Annotated in this window: 26 protein-coding genes and 2 pseudogenes; 22 read left to right on the top strand and 6 right to left on the bottom strand. The window is 39.2% G+C overall.

All coding sequences use genetic code 11. The annotated features are described in order from the left end of the window. Positions 1 to 76: 76 nt before the first annotated feature. Positions 77 to 553, top strand: a complete 477-nt coding sequence (locus ACTWP7_RS07605) for a GNAT family N-acetyltransferase (protein ID WP_443122663.1) — start codon at positions 77 to 79, stop codon at positions 551 to 553. A 159-nt stretch (positions 554 to 712) separates the two neighbouring features. After that, positions 713 to 1,057 (top strand): RDD family protein, encoded by a 345-nt coding sequence (locus ACTWP7_RS07600; RefSeq protein ID WP_443122662.1) that lies wholly within the window; start codon positions 713 to 715, stop codon positions 1,055 to 1,057. Between the two features lie 92 nt (positions 1,058 to 1,149). Here ACTWP7_RS07600 and ACTWP7_RS07595 read toward each other — a convergent pair whose 3' ends face one another. Together ACTWP7_RS07595 and ACTWP7_RS07590 are read right to left on the bottom strand one after the other, a co-directional pair. Continuing rightward, positions 1,150 to 1,326 (bottom strand): hypothetical protein, encoded by a 177-nt coding sequence (locus tag ACTWP7_RS07595; RefSeq protein WP_443122661.1) that lies wholly within the window; start codon positions 1,324 to 1,326, stop codon positions 1,150 to 1,152. Between the two features lie 23 nt (positions 1,327 to 1,349). After that, a complete protein-coding gene (locus tag ACTWP7_RS07590; RefSeq protein WP_443122660.1) occupies positions 1,350 to 1,865 on the bottom strand; it encodes a hypothetical protein in 516 nt (171 codons plus the stop codon). A 152-nt stretch (positions 1,866 to 2,017) separates the two neighbouring features. Between ACTWP7_RS07590 and ACTWP7_RS07585 the strand changes: the two genes are divergently transcribed. The 14 genes and pseudogenes from ACTWP7_RS07585 to ACTWP7_RS07520 all read left to right on the top strand — a co-directional run bounded on the left by ACTWP7_RS07585 (position 2,018) and on the right by ACTWP7_RS07520 (position 9,408). After that, the gene (locus tag ACTWP7_RS07585; protein WP_443122659.1) at positions 2,018 to 2,683 is read left to right on the top strand and encodes a hypothetical protein; all 666 of its coding nucleotides are present in this window, start codon (positions 2,018 to 2,020) and stop codon (positions 2,681 to 2,683) included. Positions 2,684 to 2,826: 143 nt separating this feature from the next. Then, positions 2,827 to 2,889, top strand: a pseudogene (locus ACTWP7_RS07580) (NUDIX hydrolase); the annotation flags it as partial. Positions 2,890 to 3,050: 161 nt separating this feature from the next. After that, entirely contained in the window at positions 3,051 to 3,197 is a 147-nt protein-coding gene (locus tag ACTWP7_RS07575) for a hypothetical protein (RefSeq protein ID WP_443122723.1), read from the top strand. A gap of 522 nt (positions 3,198 to 3,719) precedes the next feature. After that, on the top strand, positions 3,720 to 4,466 hold the full coding sequence (locus tag ACTWP7_RS07570; protein WP_443122658.1) for a L,D-transpeptidase family protein: 747 nt from the start codon (positions 3,720 to 3,722) through the stop codon (positions 4,464 to 4,466). Positions 4,467 to 4,944: 478 nt separating this feature from the next. Next, complete coding sequence (locus tag ACTWP7_RS07565; RefSeq protein WP_443122657.1) at positions 4,945 to 5,121, top strand: hypothetical protein; 177 nt, start codon at positions 4,945 to 4,947, stop codon at positions 5,119 to 5,121. Between the two features lie 176 nt (positions 5,122 to 5,297). After that, positions 5,298 to 5,444: a hypothetical protein gene (locus ACTWP7_RS07560; RefSeq protein WP_443122656.1), complete on the top strand. Its 147-nt coding sequence runs from the start codon at positions 5,298 to 5,300 to the stop codon at positions 5,442 to 5,444. Next, the gene (locus ACTWP7_RS07555; RefSeq protein ID WP_443122655.1) at positions 5,441 to 5,674 is read left to right on the top strand and encodes a hypothetical protein; all 234 of its coding nucleotides are present in this window, start codon (positions 5,441 to 5,443) and stop codon (positions 5,672 to 5,674) included. The genes ACTWP7_RS07560 and ACTWP7_RS07555 overlap by 4 nt, the downstream gene beginning before the upstream one ends. A 506-nt stretch (positions 5,675 to 6,180) precedes the next feature. After that, positions 6,181 to 6,432, top strand: a complete 252-nt coding sequence (locus ACTWP7_RS07550; RefSeq protein WP_443122654.1) for a hypothetical protein — start codon at positions 6,181 to 6,183, stop codon at positions 6,430 to 6,432. Positions 6,433 to 6,476: 44 nt separating this feature from the next. Continuing rightward, positions 6,477 to 6,827 (top strand): DUF2200 domain-containing protein, encoded by a 351-nt coding sequence (locus tag ACTWP7_RS07545; protein ID WP_443122653.1) that lies wholly within the window; start codon positions 6,477 to 6,479, stop codon positions 6,825 to 6,827. A 291-nt stretch (positions 6,828 to 7,118) separates the two neighbouring features. Continuing rightward, positions 7,119 to 7,402: pseudogene (locus tag ACTWP7_RS07540) on the top strand (lipid II flippase family protein); the annotation flags it as partial. 31 nt (positions 7,403 to 7,433) lie between these two features. Further along, positions 7,434 to 7,580: a hypothetical protein gene (locus tag ACTWP7_RS07535; protein ID WP_443122652.1), complete on the top strand. Its 147-nt coding sequence runs from the start codon at positions 7,434 to 7,436 to the stop codon at positions 7,578 to 7,580. 53 nt (positions 7,581 to 7,633) lie between these two features. Continuing rightward, positions 7,634 to 8,407 (top strand): SDR family oxidoreductase, encoded by a 774-nt coding sequence (locus ACTWP7_RS07530; protein ID WP_443122720.1) that lies wholly within the window; start codon positions 7,634 to 7,636, stop codon positions 8,405 to 8,407. Between the two features lie 90 nt (positions 8,408 to 8,497). Next, entirely contained in the window at positions 8,498 to 8,935 is a 438-nt protein-coding gene (locus ACTWP7_RS07525) for a GNAT family N-acetyltransferase (RefSeq protein WP_443122651.1), read from the top strand. Between the two features lie 71 nt (positions 8,936 to 9,006). Next, positions 9,007 to 9,408, top strand: a complete 402-nt coding sequence (locus tag ACTWP7_RS07520; RefSeq protein ID WP_014642850.1) for a VOC family protein — start codon at positions 9,007 to 9,009, stop codon at positions 9,406 to 9,408. 431 nt (positions 9,409 to 9,839) lie between these two features. Here the strand turns inward: ACTWP7_RS07520 and ACTWP7_RS07515 are convergent, their stop codons facing one another. Beyond that, a complete protein-coding gene (locus ACTWP7_RS07515; protein ID WP_014642851.1) occupies positions 9,840 to 9,983 on the bottom strand; it encodes a hypothetical protein in 144 nt (47 codons plus the stop codon). A gap of 203 nt (positions 9,984 to 10,186) precedes the next feature. On the opposite strand from ACTWP7_RS07515, the gene ACTWP7_RS07510 reads away from it, so the two are divergent. The 3 genes from ACTWP7_RS07510 to ACTWP7_RS07500 all read left to right on the top strand — a co-directional run bounded on the left by ACTWP7_RS07510 (position 10,187) and on the right by ACTWP7_RS07500 (position 12,418). Next, positions 10,187 to 10,771, top strand: coding sequence for a hypothetical protein (locus ACTWP7_RS07510; protein ID WP_443122650.1), 585 nt, complete (start codon positions 10,187 to 10,189; stop codon positions 10,769 to 10,771). A gap of 489 nt (positions 10,772 to 11,260) precedes the next feature. Next, positions 11,261 to 11,536, top strand: a complete 276-nt coding sequence (locus tag ACTWP7_RS07505) for a hypothetical protein (RefSeq protein ID WP_443122649.1) — start codon at positions 11,261 to 11,263, stop codon at positions 11,534 to 11,536. Positions 11,537 to 12,001: 465 nt separating this feature from the next. Next, positions 12,002 to 12,418, top strand: coding sequence for a GNAT family N-acetyltransferase (locus ACTWP7_RS07500; RefSeq protein WP_443122648.1), 417 nt, complete (start codon positions 12,002 to 12,004; stop codon positions 12,416 to 12,418). Positions 12,419 to 13,156: 738 nt separating this feature from the next. Here the strand turns inward: ACTWP7_RS07500 and ACTWP7_RS07495 are convergent. Beyond that, on the bottom strand, positions 13,157 to 13,402 hold the full coding sequence (locus tag ACTWP7_RS07495; protein WP_443122647.1) for a hypothetical protein: 246 nt from the start codon (positions 13,400 to 13,402) through the stop codon (positions 13,157 to 13,159). Beyond that, a complete protein-coding gene (locus ACTWP7_RS07490) occupies positions 13,399 to 13,884 on the bottom strand; it encodes an NAD(P)H-binding protein (protein ID WP_443122646.1) in 486 nt (161 codons plus the stop codon). Before ACTWP7_RS07490 ends, ACTWP7_RS07495 begins: the two co-directional genes overlap by 4 nt. A gap of 236 nt (positions 13,885 to 14,120) precedes the next feature. Here ACTWP7_RS07490 and ACTWP7_RS07485 point away from each other — a divergent pair, with 236 nt between their 5' ends. Then, entirely contained in the window at positions 14,121 to 14,690 is a 570-nt protein-coding gene (locus ACTWP7_RS07485) for a DUF4256 domain-containing protein (protein WP_443122645.1), read from the top strand. A gap of 86 nt (positions 14,691 to 14,776) precedes the next feature. On the opposite strand, the gene ACTWP7_RS07480 is transcribed toward ACTWP7_RS07485, so the two are convergent. Continuing rightward, a complete protein-coding gene (locus ACTWP7_RS07480; protein ID WP_443122644.1) occupies positions 14,777 to 15,802 on the bottom strand; it encodes a zinc-binding alcohol dehydrogenase family protein in 1,026 nt (341 codons plus the stop codon). A 204-nt stretch (positions 15,803 to 16,006) separates the two neighbouring features. Here ACTWP7_RS07480 and dapF point away from each other — a divergent pair, with 204 nt between their 5' ends. Together dapF and ACTWP7_RS07470 are read left to right on the top strand one after the other, a co-directional pair. Next, positions 16,007 to 16,981, top strand: a complete 975-nt coding sequence (gene dapF / locus ACTWP7_RS07475) for a diaminopimelate epimerase (protein ID WP_443122643.1) — start codon at positions 16,007 to 16,009, stop codon at positions 16,979 to 16,981. Continuing rightward, positions 16,981 to 17,379: a secondary thiamine-phosphate synthase enzyme YjbQ gene (locus tag ACTWP7_RS07470; RefSeq protein ID WP_443122642.1), complete on the top strand. Its 399-nt coding sequence runs from the start codon at positions 16,981 to 16,983 to the stop codon at positions 17,377 to 17,379. Before dapF ends, ACTWP7_RS07470 begins: the two co-directional genes overlap by 1 nt. Positions 17,380 to 17,479: the final 100 nt, after the last annotated feature.

Below are 17,479 nucleotides of genomic sequence, written 5' to 3'. Positions count from 1 at the left end.
AATCTGGAGACATGCATCAATTATGGCGATTCTTTTTTTATTAACCAAGCAGCCTAATGGGTAAGGGGAGAAAGATATGAATATATCTATTCGTAAAGCCGAAGAGAACGATTACGATTCATTGCTGCCTTTATTTAGGGAGGTTCATGAATTTCATGTTAATAACAGACCAGATGTGTACATAGAGAACTCAACTCCGGTCGGGCAAAAATTCTTTGAAAGCCAGTTGATGGACAGCGCACAGCATATTTTTGTGGCTGTTATAGACGATGAAATAGTCGGGGTTATCGTGACAAAGGAAGAAGAGATAACTGAAAATTCTTTTGTGAAAGCGAGAAAACTATTAGTAATAAACAGTTTATGTGTGGCAGAAAAACATCGAAAAAAGGGGATCGGAAAAAAACTAACTAGATATGTTTTTGATCTTGGGAAGACCCTCAGAGTGGATAGTATTGAATTAGGTGTATCAGAGAAAAATACATCTGCCATTGAATTTTATAGGTCACTCGGTATGACTACGAAAAGTAGAAAAATGGAGATTAAATTCAACTGAAGCTTCGTAAATCGAAGCTCTATCACATGATGATGCTAAGTCTTATAGAAACAAAGGGCAAAAAGGAGAGAGTTAGATGGAGGTTCTTTACCCAGCCGGTTTTAGGAACAGATTTTTAGCTAGTGTTTTGGATTTTATAATTATATAATTATATTTTTTGTGACAGGAAGTATCTCTTATTTTCTATTTGGAGTATTCTATGATGGCGAAAGCTATTACCCTACTGATATTTTAGGGTTGCTGTATACCTTGTTATTACCTGTTTTATGGTCTGGGTACACCTTAGGAAGAAGATTAGCGGGCAATCGTATCGTGAGAATTGATGGAAGAAAAGTAGGGATTGGTACAATGATAGTAAGGGTTTTAGTAGCAGGTTGCGCCTATGCTCTCACTTTAGGAATCGGATTAATTGTAAGTGCCTTTATGATAGGGATAAGAGAAGATAAACGAGCAATTCATGATTTTATTGCACAGACATATGTAACCACAAAAGAGCCCACATAGCACTAGTTTAAAACGATTGGCGAGACCATCCGCCTGTTTTCAGCTCCTTCTATGGAGAATCGTTATAACTTAAGTTTCAACTGGTTAACCAATCACTCTCTTCGTTTTGTGTTTTTTCTATTGCGCAAGAGATCAACGACAATAGTAAATATCCCTGCAAATATAAATAGAATTCCTAAATAATTAAGTTTGGGGTAATCACTTACATTCCAATAGATACCAAGGGCAATCATTAAAACGGATAAAACCATACTGATTTTAATAAGCAATTTAACCCCTCCTAATGGTTTAACTATTTTGGATCTGTAAAATGATTAGCAATATGGATTAGTTGCGCCTTAGAAATGGATGATTCTTCATAAGCGAAAAGCTGGTAATAAATCTCCTCATTCCGTTTATCTTTCCATTTCAGGATTTTAATTCCCTCATTATTGACTCCGAATCGTGCTTCCGTTTCATTGGTTAATTCGACAGCGTAATCTGTATGGTCATACCGATCCTCATGAATAGACGTTCTAAAGGTAAGTTCCGGTTTAGAGAGTCTTCCAGTGTTTTTATGAAAATGAAAATCGGTAGATTGAAATTTCATTTCCTTGCTGTTTGGGTCTCGGTGTGCTGCTGAAACCGTTACTTTTTCAGGTTTAAAAGGAAGTAAAGTTGGCATTTGTGAATGGAAGGTTAAATACTTTAGAGATTCACTAACCTTTTCTGTATCATATTCAATTAATCCGTCTTCCGTAGCGGTTTGACTACAACCTGCCAATAACGAAAGTGTTAATAGAAAAGAGAAAACATATTGCTTTTTCAACATTAGCCTCCTGGCAACTCATTATTTCCAATTATTTCAAATGGGTAGTTACTTTTCAACTACTTCATCCAGGGAATTGGAACCTTTTCCTTCTGTACCCCGTATGAATATACACAGTCTTATAACCTGTGTCAGATGTGTACTGCTGTTTGATGGAATTACGAAAGCTAATAAAGAAAAAAAGGATACAGATCGATGAGCCTCTCAACTACAAGTTTTCAGTTAAAGGGAAAGGAGAAAATAATAAGGTGCGTAATACAAAGGTAATATCGATGGCTTCAGTATCAGGTGGCGGAAAAACGACCATAACAAATGCGCTCAGAAATAGACTAAAAAACGCTGAAGCATTGTTTTTTGATAACTATGATTTTAAAGGGGCTCCAGAGAATTTAGTCAGATGGGTGGAGGAAGGCCCTGATTATAATCAGTGGAACTTAGATCCTCTCCTTGCAGACATGAAGTCATTACAGGAACAAGAATATCCGCCAGAATACATACTATTGGATTATCCTTTCTCATATCTACATGATCAATTGAAAAGTTTAATAGATTTATCATTCTACATTGAAACACCATTAGACATCGCTATGGCCAGGCGATTGATAAGGGATTATTCTGATGCAGCCTCTTTTGAAATTCATAACGATTTAAATAATTATTTAAAATATGGAAGAATTGCTTATGTAGAAATGGAGAATACAATTAAACAAAACGCAGATTACATTGTCGATGGAGCTTTACCGGTCAGTGAGGTAGTGGAAGTAGTTCTACTTAAATTGAAAAATACAAAGAGACCTAACGGGAATCATCTGGTCTGAGTGGTCATGAGTAGGAAATAATCTATAACATTAGAAAACTCGGGGAAAGGAAAATCATAAATGACTTAACTTGGACGTGTAGAGAGACGCTTCTTCCAAGAAGAAAAATAACAAGCGTACATGGGTTATGTTTTAGAAGCGGTATGTTATTATTAGTAAATTTATCTAATAGAGGCTGGGATCTTCCTGGAGGTCATATTGAAATAGGAGAAACTCCGGAGGAATGTATGAAAAGCGAAGCATATGAAGAGGGATACATCACCGGGAACTGCTTTCCTTTAGGATTTATGGAAGTTGATCACAACGAAAATCCGAACTGGGATAATAGCGGTCCATACCCGTTAGTAGGTTATCAAGTTTTTTTCGTATGGATATTGACCAATTACACCTTTTTCATGCGGGGGACGAATCGAAAGAAAGAAAATTTATCCATCCAGAAGAATTTAAGAAATATTATCCTGGTTGGAATCAATTGTACCAGGAAATTCTTGACTTTGGTGCAAGCCAAACATAATCGAACTTTACACCGACTTAGTCGATTATAAAAATTAATTGAAATAATTGAGTATCAGAAGGATCGGTGATCTTACAAATGAGAACGATTTTATATTTACTCTCCTCCGTATTTTTGGGCTGGTCTCTTATATTTCTTTTCAGTCCAATATTTTTATACTGGTTCATTCATGGGGACCGTACTAGATATTTATAAATTATAAGTGGACCTTATCCGTTTAGCCACTTAGGCGGGGGACCCTTCCAACTTTGGATAAGCATAGGCTTAATTTTTTCAGGCATCCTCTGCTTAGTTATCTCATTCGCGTTCGCGAAAGTTAGGAAGGCCTATGAGTAAAACATATTTTTAAGTAAAAAGTTACTATATAAATGAGAATTATATAAAAGATAACACTCACCTTCATAAAGGCTTTGATCCACTCGAAAATTTATTTAATTCGACGGCTGTGTTCGACAAATTATTCCCTATTCCCCGATGTATAATATTGCCATAATACTAATGGATGAATGGAGGAGCAGAGGCATGCAGCTGAGAAAAATGATGTTTGTACTGGGGATTCTTTTAGTGGGGTTATGTGTGATGGTAAAGCCGGCAGAGGCCGCGGAGAAGGAAGCCATTATAATTAATAAAAGCATTAATCAACTCGCATTTTATGAAAATGGTAAACTTAAAAAAACGTTTCCTGTCGCGACGGGAAGAACGAAGAGTCTGACGCCGGAGGGGAAATTCCCGCTCGTTAATAAGGTGAAAAACAGGCCATGGTATAAAGAAAATATCCCGGGTGGTGATCCAAGGAATCCTCTGGGTGCAAGGTGGCTTGGGATAAAAGTTCCGGGCGACTGGGGACGTACTTCAGGAAATGTTTACGGTGTCCATGGTACAAATAATCCTTCTTCCATTGGGACGTATGCCTCCAGTGGCTGTATTCGAATGCACAACAAAGACGTCATCTGGTTGTATGAACGGGCCGACAAGAATATTCCGGTATATATCACAAGTTCCTCCTCGTCCTTTACGGCATTAGCACAAAAGTATGGAGTCGGATCGAGCAAGGTTGTCGCAGACTATGAAACCTTTAACGAAACGTTAAGGTATGGCAGTAAAGGTGAATCCGTAAAAATTCTACAGCGAAAACTCAGCATAACTGCTGATGGATCTTTTGGTCCGCAAACCTTAAAGGCTGTAAAGAAATTTCAAACCTCAAAAGGATTAGTGGCTGATGGTATCGTAGGGCCGAAAACTAGAAAAGCATTATTCAGCAGTAAATAATATAGGGAATTCCAAAAGTATATAAGGGAAAACCTTTCAAAACGCCCCCGGATAAAGACATTTCAATCATGTCTCTATTCGGGTTTTTTGGTTCCGTTCCGATTAAATGAGGGCATGGAGTTAAGTGGATGCTCGTAATCATCTATTTTCATTTCACCTAATATTGAAACTTTGGAAGCTTTATCTCGTATGAAATAAGAGTGATCTTAAGCCTTCGAGTATAGGAGCAGATGATCCAATGCGATCACCAGCTTTTCACTGTTTTAGAATACGGCAGGGTTAAACTTTTGTGATGATTTTAAGTTGAAACTCCTGATCCTTTAAGACTCGATAGCGAGTACATCCTTCACATGGGAACAAAGAGATTATAACGGAAGCAGTAAAAGAAGTCTTTTCTGATTACAATATATGGGAATTTTATGGTACGCTAACATTAGCTGGTTTACGTGATCATGATGATTGAAAAGAGGGGGATATTATGAAAAACATAATAGGTTATTTCATCTTTTTGACTGTAATCATACACGGGGTCCTGGATATTTTTGATGGAGTATCCTGGCTTTTCCGCTTCATCAATATGGGCTTTTTGCTATTGATTGCAGTGGTTATTTATAGTCTATCGAATATAAAAACACATAATCGGATCGTGAAATAGAACGATAAGAATTCCCGCGACTGCTGGTCCTTGCTTCGGTCAATAAACCTACATTTAAAATAGAACTTCTGAAAAACGGGAAGTTCTATTTTTTGCGTGTATGGAAAGGATGGGATGATAAGTTTTAGAAAGGGATATCGCAGTGATCCATAAACAAACGTAAGGAGGGGAGTAGAATGAAGAGGTTAAAGGAAGGGAGAGTCATGAGCATAGCGGGTATGCTTGCGGCTTTAGTCGTTAGTATCTTTTTTTATTTTTGTGGGCTTGCGGACTACTGGTTAAGGTATGTTATGTATGGATTCAGTGGAGAAATCGATATTTGATCAATGTGCTCGTCTATATGTTAGGCGGAGCTATTATCCTGTTTATGCTGACCTATATTCCTTCTGTTTACTCTATCATTTTTGAAAGTTATACGTTTCAGGAGCTTATCACATCTTCCTCCATCCAGGGAGTCTTACAAATTATGGGTTATGATGCCGTTTGTGGTCTGCTGTTTTACCATTGTTATATCGGTGTATGTCGTGTGGTATTGAAGTTTGGATATAATTGAATGGATTATAGCACAAAGTGCTTTGTTATAGGCTGCCATAACGTGTTATGTCCGTTCACTCCATCTTTCTAATTTGCTTTGATAGGTGTTTATTAGCTCAATAGTCTATAGAAAAGAGTTTGAAAAAAGGTGGGACGCAATTTGAGAGCCCTTCTAGAAGTCGCTCGTATAATGATTATTTTTACATTGGTCGGTGGATTGGGATGGGGGTTAATACATAATAGTTATACCATTAACGAAACAACCGAATCTTTTTCGTGGATGGGTGCATGTGCTATATTCATCATTCTTTTTGTATGGTACAGAAATAAGTTGCAATTCTCCGGGTGGTATAAAAAAGAGGGGAGGATAAAACTTTCGAAAAGGGTCTCCTTGATTCTAATTGTAAGTTCGATCGTACTCTTCATTTTACCATTTGCGTTAGGGAAGTTATGAGCCTAACGGGTAAGGGAAAATCGAGTTTCTACAACTTCAGGGAATTTAGTAAGGAGAAGGGATCGTCAAAAATGAAAGGTCATATCCTATATGTTGTGATTAGTTTGTCTGTAGTTTTTATTACATTTGGGTTGCTGATCGGCCAAATTCCATGGGTGGGCTTAGCGGCGAGTATTATCGGATTCAGCCTGGCGGAATTTACAAGGCAAAGAAAGAGAAATAGGGGTGAATCTGAAGCTGGTTCAAATGATAAGCGGACTGCTAACCATTTGAATCAATTTTCGGTGATTGTCATGATGGTTTCGTTTAGAATGATATTATAGAAACTATCTAACCAAACATCATATGAAAGGGAAGAGCGCATAATATGGCAAAACATAAAATCTATACCATGAGTTTCGCAAGCGTTTATCCTCACTATGTGAAGAAGGCAGAGAAAAAAGGACGTACGAAAAACGAAGTCGATGAAATTATCCGTTGGCTGACAGGGTATAGCCAGGCAGAACTGGAGGCGCAGATGGAAAAAGAGACCGATTTTGAGACTTTTTTTGAGGAAGCTCCTCATCTAAATCCTTCGAGGACCATGATTAAAGGAGTAATCTGCGGAGTCCGGGTGGAAAACATTGAAGAGCCAACGATGCGAGAAATCCGCTATTTGGATAAGCAGATTGATGAATTGGCCAAAGGAAAAGCGATGGAGAAAATTTTGAGAAGCTAATATAGGAAAGTGGAAGCACCGTTTTCCTGTTTGGTTAATCGTCATAATTTAGACCAATGAGCCTGGTAAAGATGTCTCCATAATAGCTATAGGTCAGGGGCGATTATCTAGCAGAGATGATCGTCTTTTTTTGGACTCAAATTTATTAAGGTGAAAAAGAGATTGAAGCAAATAACTTTGTAATGTTGGAAGGTAAGGACAATTATTCACCAGGTTATGTTAAAATTTTCTTGTCAGCAGCAGTAGAAACGAGGTTGAAACTTGGATTTCCTAACGGAGAAAGTCATATACATATCAGCTCTGTATGCCGCACTCTTAGCCCCAGAAAGAGCCTCAACAGCATAATGGTGTCAGGGTTAATCAATGGGATTGCCACGATTTTGTTAGTGGTGTTTGTAGATCCAAGGATTTCAGTGATGGCAGATGATGTCATTAATAAGCGAGGGGACTATTTAACATTAAGGAATGTGTCGCTTATGATGGTTACCTCAAGACTGTTCGGAACATTGTTGGCGCAGGTTCTATTTATTCCAGGAGCTCAATACATAGCCTGGTTTACTAAATTTATCGTTTAATTAGAAATATAAAAAGCAGGTGAAGGGACTTATGAGCGGAGGGAAGACAAACAAGCCCATCTTATGCAGAATAGGTATTCATAAATTGAGCCGTGTGGATTGGGAAGAAGGAACGCCACGGGCTATTTATAAATGTGAAAGATGCGGTAAGCAGAAGCGAGTGATGATGGGCATGTAATAGGTTTCTTAATATCATACCTGTCGTATTATTTTAGAAGGGAGGGATTCATCATTACTAATTTAGCAGGCAAAATTGCGATCGTTACGGGAGTGAGTAGATTAAAAGGGATAGGGGCAGCCGTTTGCACCGAATTAGCGGAGGCTGGCTGCGATATCTTTTTTACGTATTGGAAAGAGTATGACAAAGAGATGCCCTGGAACATAGATACTTGCGAGCCTTCCATTCTGGAAAAGCAGTTAAAGGAAAAAGGTGTAGAGGCAGCGAGTATGGAACTGGACCTTACTCAAAAGGATGCCGCAGAAATACTTATCCAGAACGTAATGGAAAAACTAGGGCCACCTGACATATTAGTAAACAATGCAGCCTATTCTACGAATAATGATTATTCTAATGTAACTTCAGATCAACTGGACAAACACTATATGGTTAATATTCGCGCTACCACTCTAGTAAGTATAGAATTTGCTCGTACATTTAATAAACCATCTGGAGGAAGGATCGTGAATATAACGTCAGGTCAATTCCAGGGCCCTATGCCAGGTGAGCTCGCATACGCCACCACGAAGGGCGCCATTGACGCCTTAACGGTTACGTTATCGGCAGAAGTTGCACCCCGTGGCATCACCGTCAATGCTATTAACCCAGGACCAACCGACACAGGCTGGATGACAGACCAAATAAAAAGGGATCTGACACCGATGTTTCCTTTTGGGAGAGTAGGCGAACCAAATGATGTCGCAAGAACGATTAAATTCCTGGTCAGTGAAGAAGCGGCCTGGATTACGGGGCAGATCATTCATTCAGAGGGCGGATTTAAGCGATAGCTTTTTACCTTGACGCCCGTATATATTTCTCCCGGCAAACATTAAACCTGACCTCCATTTGCGAAAATAAGATGAAAGGGGACGAGTAAGTTGAAAGCAGTAAGAATAGAAGCAGAACAAACTTACACGCTTCGTCACAACATCCTTAGACCTCATCAACCCTTTGAAGCCTGTCAGTATGACACCGATCATGACGAGCATGCTTTTCATATCGGAGCTTTTAATGAAGGGAATTTAGTAAGCGTGGCTTCTTTTTATTTGGACTCGTATGCTGAGTTTACCAGCTCTAAGCAATACCGTTTAAGGGCGATGGCTACTGCGGAAGAATACAGGAACATGGGAGCAGGAAGAGAAGTAATTCATTACGCGGAACGGATATTACATGAGCGTAAAGCCGACCTTCTATGGTGTAAAGGGCGAACTTCGGTCCAGAAATATTATCAGAAGCTCGGTTTTCAGGCATATGGAGACGTTTTTGATTATCCTGAATTAGGTCCCCATGTGATTATGTATAAAACAGTAAGGTAGCGAGATTGAATTGTTTATATAGAAAGCTGTTCATCTTTATCATTGGGTTAGTTAAAAAGGGGCGAGTTATTATGTCTGAGGGATTACTTCATCATGTGGAAATCTATGTATCTGACTTAGAGAAGTCGGAATCATTTTGGGGATGGTTCTTAGAGGAATTGGGCTATCATTCTTATCAAAAATGGGAACAAGGACATAGCTGGAAGCTAGGGGAAACTTACTTGGTGTTTGTTCAAACAGAAGATAAGTATTTGGATGTAGCTTATCATAGATGCAGAACTGGTTTAAATCACTTGGCTTTTCAAGCTTCTTCCCGTGAAAGAGTAGATGAGATGACAAAGATGCTGAAGGAGCATAATATTAAGATCTTATACGAAAACCAGCATCCTTTTGCGGGTGGTGAGGATTACTATGCGGTATTCTTTGAGGACCCGGATCGGATAAAAGTAGAATTTGTAGCCCCGTCGCGATAAGGTGGTTTTCACGATTAATTTTGAGGGGAACGATATTTTATTAGAATACTGGTAAGATTACCAAAGGTTCGAGGGAGAAGTCGACCAGAGAATGCCACAACCCTAGGTGATGACGCTTCAATTGTTTGAATGATAAAAGGGTTTTATCTTCAGTAAACAACGCAACTGTGTGGATCATTACATTATGTAAAAAATAAAACACTACATCGCTAATGAACTATCATCTTTTTTTGTTGCTCTCTCATAGGAGGAAAATTCTCTCTGATCAGGGTCTCATAAGTTATTCTAGAATCCCATCCATCAAGCCGAAAGTTTAGGGGGCGAGCTTTATCACGAATGTGTCAACGTTTATCATGTCTTAGGGTCAGCTTTACCTGTATGTGGATTGAAATTTTTAAAGGGCTATGTTTTTCAACACAGCCCTTTAAAGTCTAGCTAATGGTTCCAAGAATCTCGTTAATACAGTCGCTGACTATTTGGCGTTGTTCACTTGAACCTAGTAAAACAGCTAACAATAGTCCCACTAAAAACAAGACAGCAATTAGCACAGCGGCTACGTTTCTTAGAAAGTTCATAGCTCTCCCTCCTTCACCATAGGAATGTAGGAGATCTCTTACATTAGTAATCTATGAAATTCTAGCAATTACGCTTGTACGATAGCCTTTATCAATAGAATTAAATAATTTTACCACTTTAGAATTCGCGTAAAGACAAAATGATAGAATCTAATAGGTTAGAGACAATTACTGTTGAATTGTAGTCTCAAATGGAGGGGATTATGGCTGATTTTAAGCTAACAATCGAAATTCGAAAGCCTTCTTATGCTCAGAACAAAACGGTAAGGGACTCCATACCACGTGCTTTATGGACTTCCGTTCGAAATCATGTTCTGGAGCAAAGCGATTTTACATGCGAGGTATGTGGTTGTCGAGATGAAGGAAATCTCCAGGCTCATGAAGTTTGGGAGTATGACGAGGAAGAATTTCTGTTGATCCTGAACGATATACAATCTCTATGTAAATCCTGTCATGACTTAAAGCATATTCAACATGCTGCGCTCAGAATTAAAGATCGCAAAAAAAGAAATCTTGTCATGCAGAAGCTAATAAAACACTTTATAAAAGTTAACAATTGTACGGAAGAAGATTTTAGAAACCATTATCGAAATCAATTAGCCAAAAACAATCCAAGCCCAGTTACCCGTTCTTTAGAAGATCTAATTGAAATAAAGGAACGGAGAGAAAGAGTAGAGTTTCTAAAGGAACAGAATTGGAAGTTTGTTATTGCTGATCATGTACCATTTGCAAATGAGATAAAATCAAGTCTCCATTACAAAGATTTGTTATATACAGGGAAAACTTAATAATTTTTTGTTGTGCCAAAGTACTAGAGGAAAAGAGAACAAAAGTCCTAAATACCGGGACTCTTGTTCTCTTTTCATTTTGAGGTTATTTTCTATCATACTTTAAAGGTTTGGAAGTAAAATAAAGCGCATTTAATGTAAATTAATGTAAAATGTTGTGTTAATATGAATGGAAGGACGGTGTAACTAAAAGAGGATTTTTCTATGCGACACACTCTATCCTTATTGTGCCTCATCACGCAGGATAATTTATTTTAAGAGTGGAAGGACCTGAAGGGACTTTTATTGAACGTTTTCTATTTATATTGCTTCTCATTATGGTGTTACCAGGTGGCGGCTTATTCTTAGCGCATAAAGCAACTAAGTAGAAAACCTTTAAATCCTAATAAAAGGTTTTAGTATATTTACTATAACCCTTGCGGGAATCGTTGCAGCGGATAATTTTACTTGATATTAGTTAAACAACTAACTTGTTAAAAGGAGTTTACAATGTGTGGAATAACTAAATTGGCGGAAGGAATGGCCTGGGTACTCATAACTGGATTTATTGTTATTTACTTTTTTATCTCGGACACATCCATGGTAGCTCTTATTAGCTTCATGCTACTTCCAGCCTACTCTATCTTTGGCATGGTACTAACAGGGGTAGGCATCTCAAGAGAAGATCTATTTATATATAAACTATTGAATGTAACAGCTTTTTTAATCTTCGCAGCGTGCTTTATTTTCCCGTTGTCCATTTTTATGCAGATGAATATCAATTAGATTGTTTGAGTTCTGAATAATAGAGTCCCCCGTACAGCGAAAGTGAAAGTAGCCTCAACGCCTTACATCTAGGAACTTGACTAGAGAATGGACTGTACTATTTAATGATCCACTTGGAAATCACTTTCACATGGTAGGGTGAAAAAATTAGCATGAAAATCTCTGTTAAAGTTGAGTGTTTATATTTGATTTTGAACTAATTATCTCGAAACTGAGTCTTCCGTTAAATACGCAGGTTAGTTGAAGACTTGAATTCGAGATAATGAGAAATGAAAATTGAATTATTCGTTGTATTTTGAAATAATTATCGTGGCAATATCCCATTTCCTATGTTTGTCCTAACCACTCCGGTTTTGTTGAAAAGAAATGGGTCAGTAAAAGAATTAATAAATATTAGAACACTTAGTTGTAGAAAAAATCGTCAGAGGTGAAGTGTAATTGTGTTTTAAATTTATTCCCATAAATATGGAGTTTGTAAAAGAAATTGACTCATGGAATTATGAGGGCTTTATTGAAGAAGTAGTAATGACTCCATATTTTGAGTCATTAAAGGAAACTGATAGATTAAAAGGTCCTGGTGGTTGCGACGGGTTTGTCGCATTATTAGATAATGAGGCTGCTGGTTTATTTGAGTTCAACACAAACGGAAACGTTATGGAAATAGGTTTAGCCCTAAAACCTAATTTAGTAGGCGAAGGGTTAGGGGCAAACTATGTCCAACAAGGGATAGATTTTGGTATTCAACACTATAACACTAACATTGGCATCGTAAAGTTAGTTGTAGACTCGAAAAACAAAGCTGCAATTCGTGTGTATGAGAAAGTAGGATTTAGTAGTGTTGGACAAAATGAAAACGAAATTGAAATGAGGTTGATTTTGTAAAAATATAGAGTATTTATTCAGCAAGGTAGCAGGTTAGGTTAAGAAGAACTAATATAGATAAGTAAAACTTCCATATCTAACAAATGTAGAAACTTATTTGATAAGGAGCATTCCTAAATGCCAAGTTTCTTGTAATATTTATAGTTATTTTTACAATTATACTCACAATGTCTTTCATTTTTATTTTTGAAAATAAATCCAATAAAAGTATTAGTGAAAAAAGGTGGTATTTTTAGAGTAGGATTGTTAGCGGGTATTTTAGTCGCTCTTTATTAAAGTAAAGGGTACAAATCTTTAACTAGTAGAAGGCGGGGATCTTTAATCTCACAAAAAAAAGATAAAAATTTTAATAGGGTATATCTCTTTTCATTAATATTTTTTTTGACGCTATCAACTATTGAGACTTTTATTATAAAAGCAGAATGGTTTGACTACGTGTTTTATACCCTGGCTTTAACTGGGGTTACATTATTTGCTTTGGACAATTTCAAGAAGCATAAGATTATGGTAACAGTGGTTGCAGTGATATTGTTCTTTGCCTATGCCTATGAATTAGTCCGGTTTCCTCTTCCGTAGTTAAAGTCTCAAAGATGAAGACGAAGTTCAAGACTAGATTACCTTGATTTCTAGTCTTCCCGTAATTATGAAAATCTCTATGAAGATGTTGGAAATATCTGCGTTCTTTAAGTAAAGGTTCCTAATACGGTTTTAAAATGTATAGCGAATGGAGAACCAATATTAAAGGCAGTCTTTATTGTAGATCACCGGCGTTTTAAACCGCCACTGCTCCCATTTAGCTTCATCTGTAACTAGTTCAGCCATAAAATGACTTACGTTAATCCTGCTGGTTTTCCCAGGATTAAATAAAGGACTCCTTACCTTGGATTCATAAATTTCATAGGAACTCTCTTCTGTTTCGTTGATTAAAGAGTCGGGGCGCACAGCAATCCAATCGATATTTTTGTGCTCGTGACCTGTCGTCATAACCAGATAATTGGCAGCTTTGACATTGTCCCGATGTGGAGGAAGTATAAGCATGAGGAGGGAAAAGACCATCCTTTCTGATATCGAATTCTTCTCTCCGGATAAAGGGGGTTCGTATAAGCGGTTGTACTCATAAGTATAAGCTTTATATTTTTAGAATGATCCTTTTTGACAGTCTCTGTAATCCTTTTTATAGTATCAAATACCAAATAGCGAGGTTTGCCAAACATCCCTTTGAAGGTAACGTTGTGACCAAGACATGAGATAATGGTCGTACAACCGTGCAAAAGGACGCTCATTTCAGAGTCGGTTAATTCATTGATATTACCCTGCATGGTTTCCACTAGTGGATGGTTTTGTATATCTTCAGAAAGCACGGCCGTTTTCCTGATGAGAATGCGCGTGTTGATTTGCCTTTTAATCAATTGCCTGACGACTTCTTTACCAGTAGCGCCACTTGCTCCAAGAACTAATACTCTCATAGAACCCCTCCTGCTATTTTTAACCGCTCGTATTTCCTACTCATTTATTCGCCTAACCAAAAGTAATTCCTCTTTAAAAAGTAAAAAAGTATGCTGGAGTGATCGTGCCCCCATAAAAACAGATTCCTTCAAACAAGAGTGGCATGCTTTCCGTTTTTTATAGATAATGGATGAAAGAGACGTTCATCTTAAGCTATGTTTAGGATGAGCCTATCAGAATTTCAGGAGGTCTAACCATGACAAAGAGTAATAAAAAGATGTTATCCAAGGATCAAAGTGAAGAATTATTCAATGTATTGAAGGACCGTTTTGAACATAACATGCACCGCCATGAAGGCTTTGAATGGAATGCTCTTCAGGCGAAGCTCGAGGCTGACTCTGAAAAACTGTGGTCGTTGAATGAGATGGAAAGAACAGGCGGGGAACCGGACGTTGTAGGGTATGATGAAAAGAAAGACACCTACATTTTTATGGATTGTGCATCGGAAAGTCCTAAAGGTCGCCGAAGCGTTTGCTATGACCGTGAGGCGCTGGAGGCAAGAAAAAAATTCAAGCCTGAAAACAGTGCGATCGATATGGCAGCTTCCATGGGGATTGAGATCTTAACCGAAGAACAATATCGCGGGTTACAGAAAATGGGCGAGTTTGATAAGAAAACATCGAGCTGGGTCCAAACGCCGTCAGCTATTAGAGAACGCGGGGGAGCACTTTTTTGCGATCGTCGCTACGATCACGTCTTTGTCTATCACAACGGGGCAGAATCATACTACGCTGCCAGAGGCTTTCGTGGATCACTGGTGGTCTAGAGAATACTAAAGACTGACACATTGTTAGTTTATAAAAGACAGGCTTGAGTGACCACTCAAGCCTGTCTTTTATAAGTTTCATTTTGCTATTCTGCCTTTACGACAACTTTCCCGATCATTTTTCCACTTTCTACTTTTCGATGAGCTTCACGAAGCTGCTCGGCATTCAGGCCGGTCAGCGTTTCTGTCAAAGTGGTTCGGACAGAGTTATTATCTATTTTTTCAGCGATTCGAGTTAAAATCTGCTGCTGTTCCTGCATATCTTCCGTTTCGAAAAGCGGGCGGGTGAACATAAATTCCCAGACAAAGGCAGCGCTTTTCTGCTGCAGTGCGGTAAGATCCAGGGGTTCTTCTGTTTCCACAATGCTGCAGATTTTCCCTTGCGGTGCTATGGCTTCGGTCATGTTGTCCCAATGTTCAGCTGTAGAGCTTAAACAGAAAATATAATCGACTGCATCGATTTCTAACTCTCGAAGCTGCTGTGGAAGCGGCTTCCGATGGTTAATGGTGTAATGAGCCCCGTGGTCTTTGGCCCAGTTTACGGTCTCTTCTCTTGAAGCGGTACCGATAACGGTGAGGCCGGCTTCATTGGCAAGCTGGGTGGCAATGGAACCTACTCCGCCTGCAGCACCAATAATAAGGATGGATTTTCCTTTGTTTTTATCTTCATCTGTTGAGATTCCCAATCTTTCGTAAAGAGCTTCCCAGGCGGTCAGGCCTGTTAAAGGCAAAGCGGCCGCTTCCCTGAAAGACAGAGACTGCGGTTTCTTGGCAGCAATACGTTCATCTACAAGGTGATAGTCGCTGTTCGTACCTGGACGACTGATCACGCCGGCGTAATACACTTCATCACCTGGCTCAAAAGAAGTGACGTCTTCACCAACGCTCTCTACGACGCCTGCTGCATCATAACCGAGAATTTTAGGCTCCTCTTCATCTTCTCCGTTGGCACGGACTTTTGTATCTACTGGATTTACAGAAACGGCTTTAATTTTCACGAGAATATCACGACCCGAAGCTTCGGGCTTGTCTATGGTGACATCAACCAGGCTGTTATCTTCAGAAATGGGTAAATGCTTATATAATCCTACGGCATTCATTTGTTCCGTCATGCTATCATCCTTTCTTTACTATCCTTACTTCATCTTCCACTTAAAAGGAGTTGTGAAACGCCGGCCGCCCCTGATTGGAAGCAATATTGATGTATGTAAACTTGTTAGAAAGACAAACTGGGTTCTGCAGGAAGTTCATTCATTCATAATCCCCTTGTACATATGCTATGATAATAGAAAATTAGATTTCAGGGGGATACGTTTTTGGATATTCAATTTATTAAATGCCATGGCTCTGGCAATGACTTTATCCTGATTGATGAGCTCACGCATGGTTACACGTTTACCGAAAAAGAAAGAGAGGACCTTTCCATTTTATTATGTGACCGGAACGATGGGATTGGTTCTGATGGTATCCTATTTGTGATGGATAGTGATAAAGCGGAAGCGAGAATGCGTATGTTTAATTCGGATGGCACCGAAGCGGAAATGTGCGGCAATGGCCTCCGCTGTGTGGCCAGACACGTATTGGAAAAAGAGGATAAGACCCATATTGCAGTCGAGACGGAAAAAGCGGTGCTTGCTGTTAGTCAGGTGGAAGAGATATTTCCAGGCATCGATACTTTTTCAGTCGCCATTGAACCGGTATCGTTTGTGCCTGCTTCGCTTCCGGTCCGCGTGGATACCGAGCCGGCTTCGAAAACGACTATTCCGGGACTGCCCGAGCATTTGACCTTTACGGCGTTAAGCGTACCGAACCCTCATATCGTTGCCATTGTGGAAGACATTAACCAGGAAGAGCTTGCCCATGTGGGGGAAAAAGCGAACCAGTTACCTGAAGTGTTCCCTAACGGTGTGAACGTCAGTTTTATGAAACTCTTAGAAAAAAATAAAGTTTTCGTCCAGACATTTGAACGCGGCGTTGGTCTGACCAATGCCTGCGGAACGGCTATGTCTGCTTCTTCTCTTGTTTCTACCATTCATGGACCGAATGAAACAGGCGAACCGATTGTGGTCATTAACAAAGGCGGACTTGTTAACTGTGTGGTTGAGAAAGAAAAGGAAAGTTTCTCCATTCAGCTAAGAGGGAATGCAACGAATGTATATGAAGCCGCTGTACAGGTCGACTGGAATACGCGCACTTTTCACGTGGAAAACCGGAAAGATTTTACCGAAGAACAGACGAAATATGAAAAATTAGAAGCTCATGCAGCTTCGCAAATAGGTGGTGACTCTTAATGATCAAAACGTTCGATGTAAAAACAGATAATCATGACCAGATGATTGATGTCACGTCTAAAGTTGAACAATGGATCAAAGATGAAGGGATAACCGATGGTGTCGTCATCGTATCATCGAAGCATACGACAGCAGGCTTAACGGTAAATGAAAATGCCGATCCTGATGTAAAAACGGATATGCTGCGCCGCTTCAGGGAAGTTTACCCGTGGGATATGGCAGAAGATCGTCATGCCGAAGGGAATACAGCTGCGCACATGAAAACGAGTACAGTCGGCCACTCCCAGACGCTGATTATTGAGGACGGAAATCTCGTCCTCGGCACATGGCAGGGACTGTATTTCTGTGAATTTGACGGCCCGCGAAGCCGTCAGTTTACGGCGAAAATTGTGAAGTAATCGAAGTGTCGCCCGGGTGAATACATGCCCGGGTTCTTTTTTAGAATAAAATAGAACGTAATCATGATGGTTTGCAGGACGGAAAACTTGCTGATATCTA

This window comes from Halobacillus sp. B29 (genome assembly GCF_052246755.1).
Taxonomy (GTDB): Bacteria; Bacillota; Bacilli; order Bacillales; family Halobacillaceae; genus Halobacillus; species Halobacillus halophilus.
This window is presented reverse-complemented; position numbering and strand designations above follow the sequence as displayed.

Bases quoted from the DNA above. Each gene is read 5' to 3' on its own strand.
- ACTWP7_RS07560 (WP_443122656.1), top strand. From the start codon at position 5,298: ATGAAGAGGTTAAAGGAAGGGAGAGTCATGAGCATAGCGGGTATGCTT.
- ACTWP7_RS07505 (WP_443122649.1), top strand. From the start codon at position 11,261: ATGTGTGGAATAACTAAATTGGCGGAAGGAATGGCCTGGGTACTCATA.
- ACTWP7_RS07495 (WP_443122647.1), bottom strand. From the start codon at position 13,402: ATGACGACAGGTCACGAGCACAAAAATATCGATTGGATTGCTGTGCGC.
- ACTWP7_RS07500 (WP_443122648.1), top strand. From the start codon at position 12,002: ATGGAGTTTGTAAAAGAAATTGACTCATGGAATTATGAGGGCTTTATT.
- ACTWP7_RS07605 (WP_443122663.1), top strand. From the start codon at position 77: ATGAATATATCTATTCGTAAAGCCGAAGAGAACGATTACGATTCATTG.
- ACTWP7_RS07570 (WP_443122658.1), top strand. From the start codon at position 3,720: ATGCAGCTGAGAAAAATGATGTTTGTACTGGGGATTCTTTTAGTGGGG.
- ACTWP7_RS07490 (WP_443122646.1), bottom strand. From the start codon at position 13,884: ATGAGAGTATTAGTTCTTGGAGCAAGTGGCGCTACTGGTAAAGAAGTC.
- ACTWP7_RS07550 (WP_443122654.1), top strand. From the start codon at position 6,181: ATGAAAGGTCATATCCTATATGTTGTGATTAGTTTGTCTGTAGTTTTT.
- ACTWP7_RS07520 (WP_014642850.1), top strand. From the start codon at position 9,007: ATGTCTGAGGGATTACTTCATCATGTGGAAATCTATGTATCTGACTTA.
- ACTWP7_RS07480 (WP_443122644.1), bottom strand. From the start codon at position 15,802: ATGACGGAACAAATGAATGCCGTAGGATTATATAAGCATTTACCCATT.
- ACTWP7_RS07575 (WP_443122723.1), top strand. From the start codon at position 3,051: ATGGATATTGACCAATTACACCTTTTTCATGCGGGGGACGAATCGAAA.
- ACTWP7_RS07485 (WP_443122645.1), top strand. From the start codon at position 14,121: ATGACAAAGAGTAATAAAAAGATGTTATCCAAGGATCAAAGTGAAGAA.
- ACTWP7_RS07545 (WP_443122653.1), top strand. From the start codon at position 6,477: ATGGCAAAACATAAAATCTATACCATGAGTTTCGCAAGCGTTTATCCT.
- ACTWP7_RS07470 (WP_443122642.1), top strand. From the start codon at position 16,981: ATGATCAAAACGTTCGATGTAAAAACAGATAATCATGACCAGATGATT.
- ACTWP7_RS07535 (WP_443122652.1), top strand. From the start codon at position 7,434: ATGAGCGGAGGGAAGACAAACAAGCCCATCTTATGCAGAATAGGTATT.
- ACTWP7_RS07515 (WP_014642851.1), bottom strand. From the start codon at position 9,983: ATGAACTTTCTAAGAAACGTAGCCGCTGTGCTAATTGCTGTCTTGTTT.
- ACTWP7_RS07585 (WP_443122659.1), top strand. From the start codon at position 2,018: ATGGAATTACGAAAGCTAATAAAGAAAAAAAGGATACAGATCGATGAG.
- ACTWP7_RS07565 (WP_443122657.1), top strand. From the start codon at position 4,945: ATGAAAAACATAATAGGTTATTTCATCTTTTTGACTGTAATCATACAC.
- ACTWP7_RS07510 (WP_443122650.1), top strand. From the start codon at position 10,187: ATGGCTGATTTTAAGCTAACAATCGAAATTCGAAAGCCTTCTTATGCT.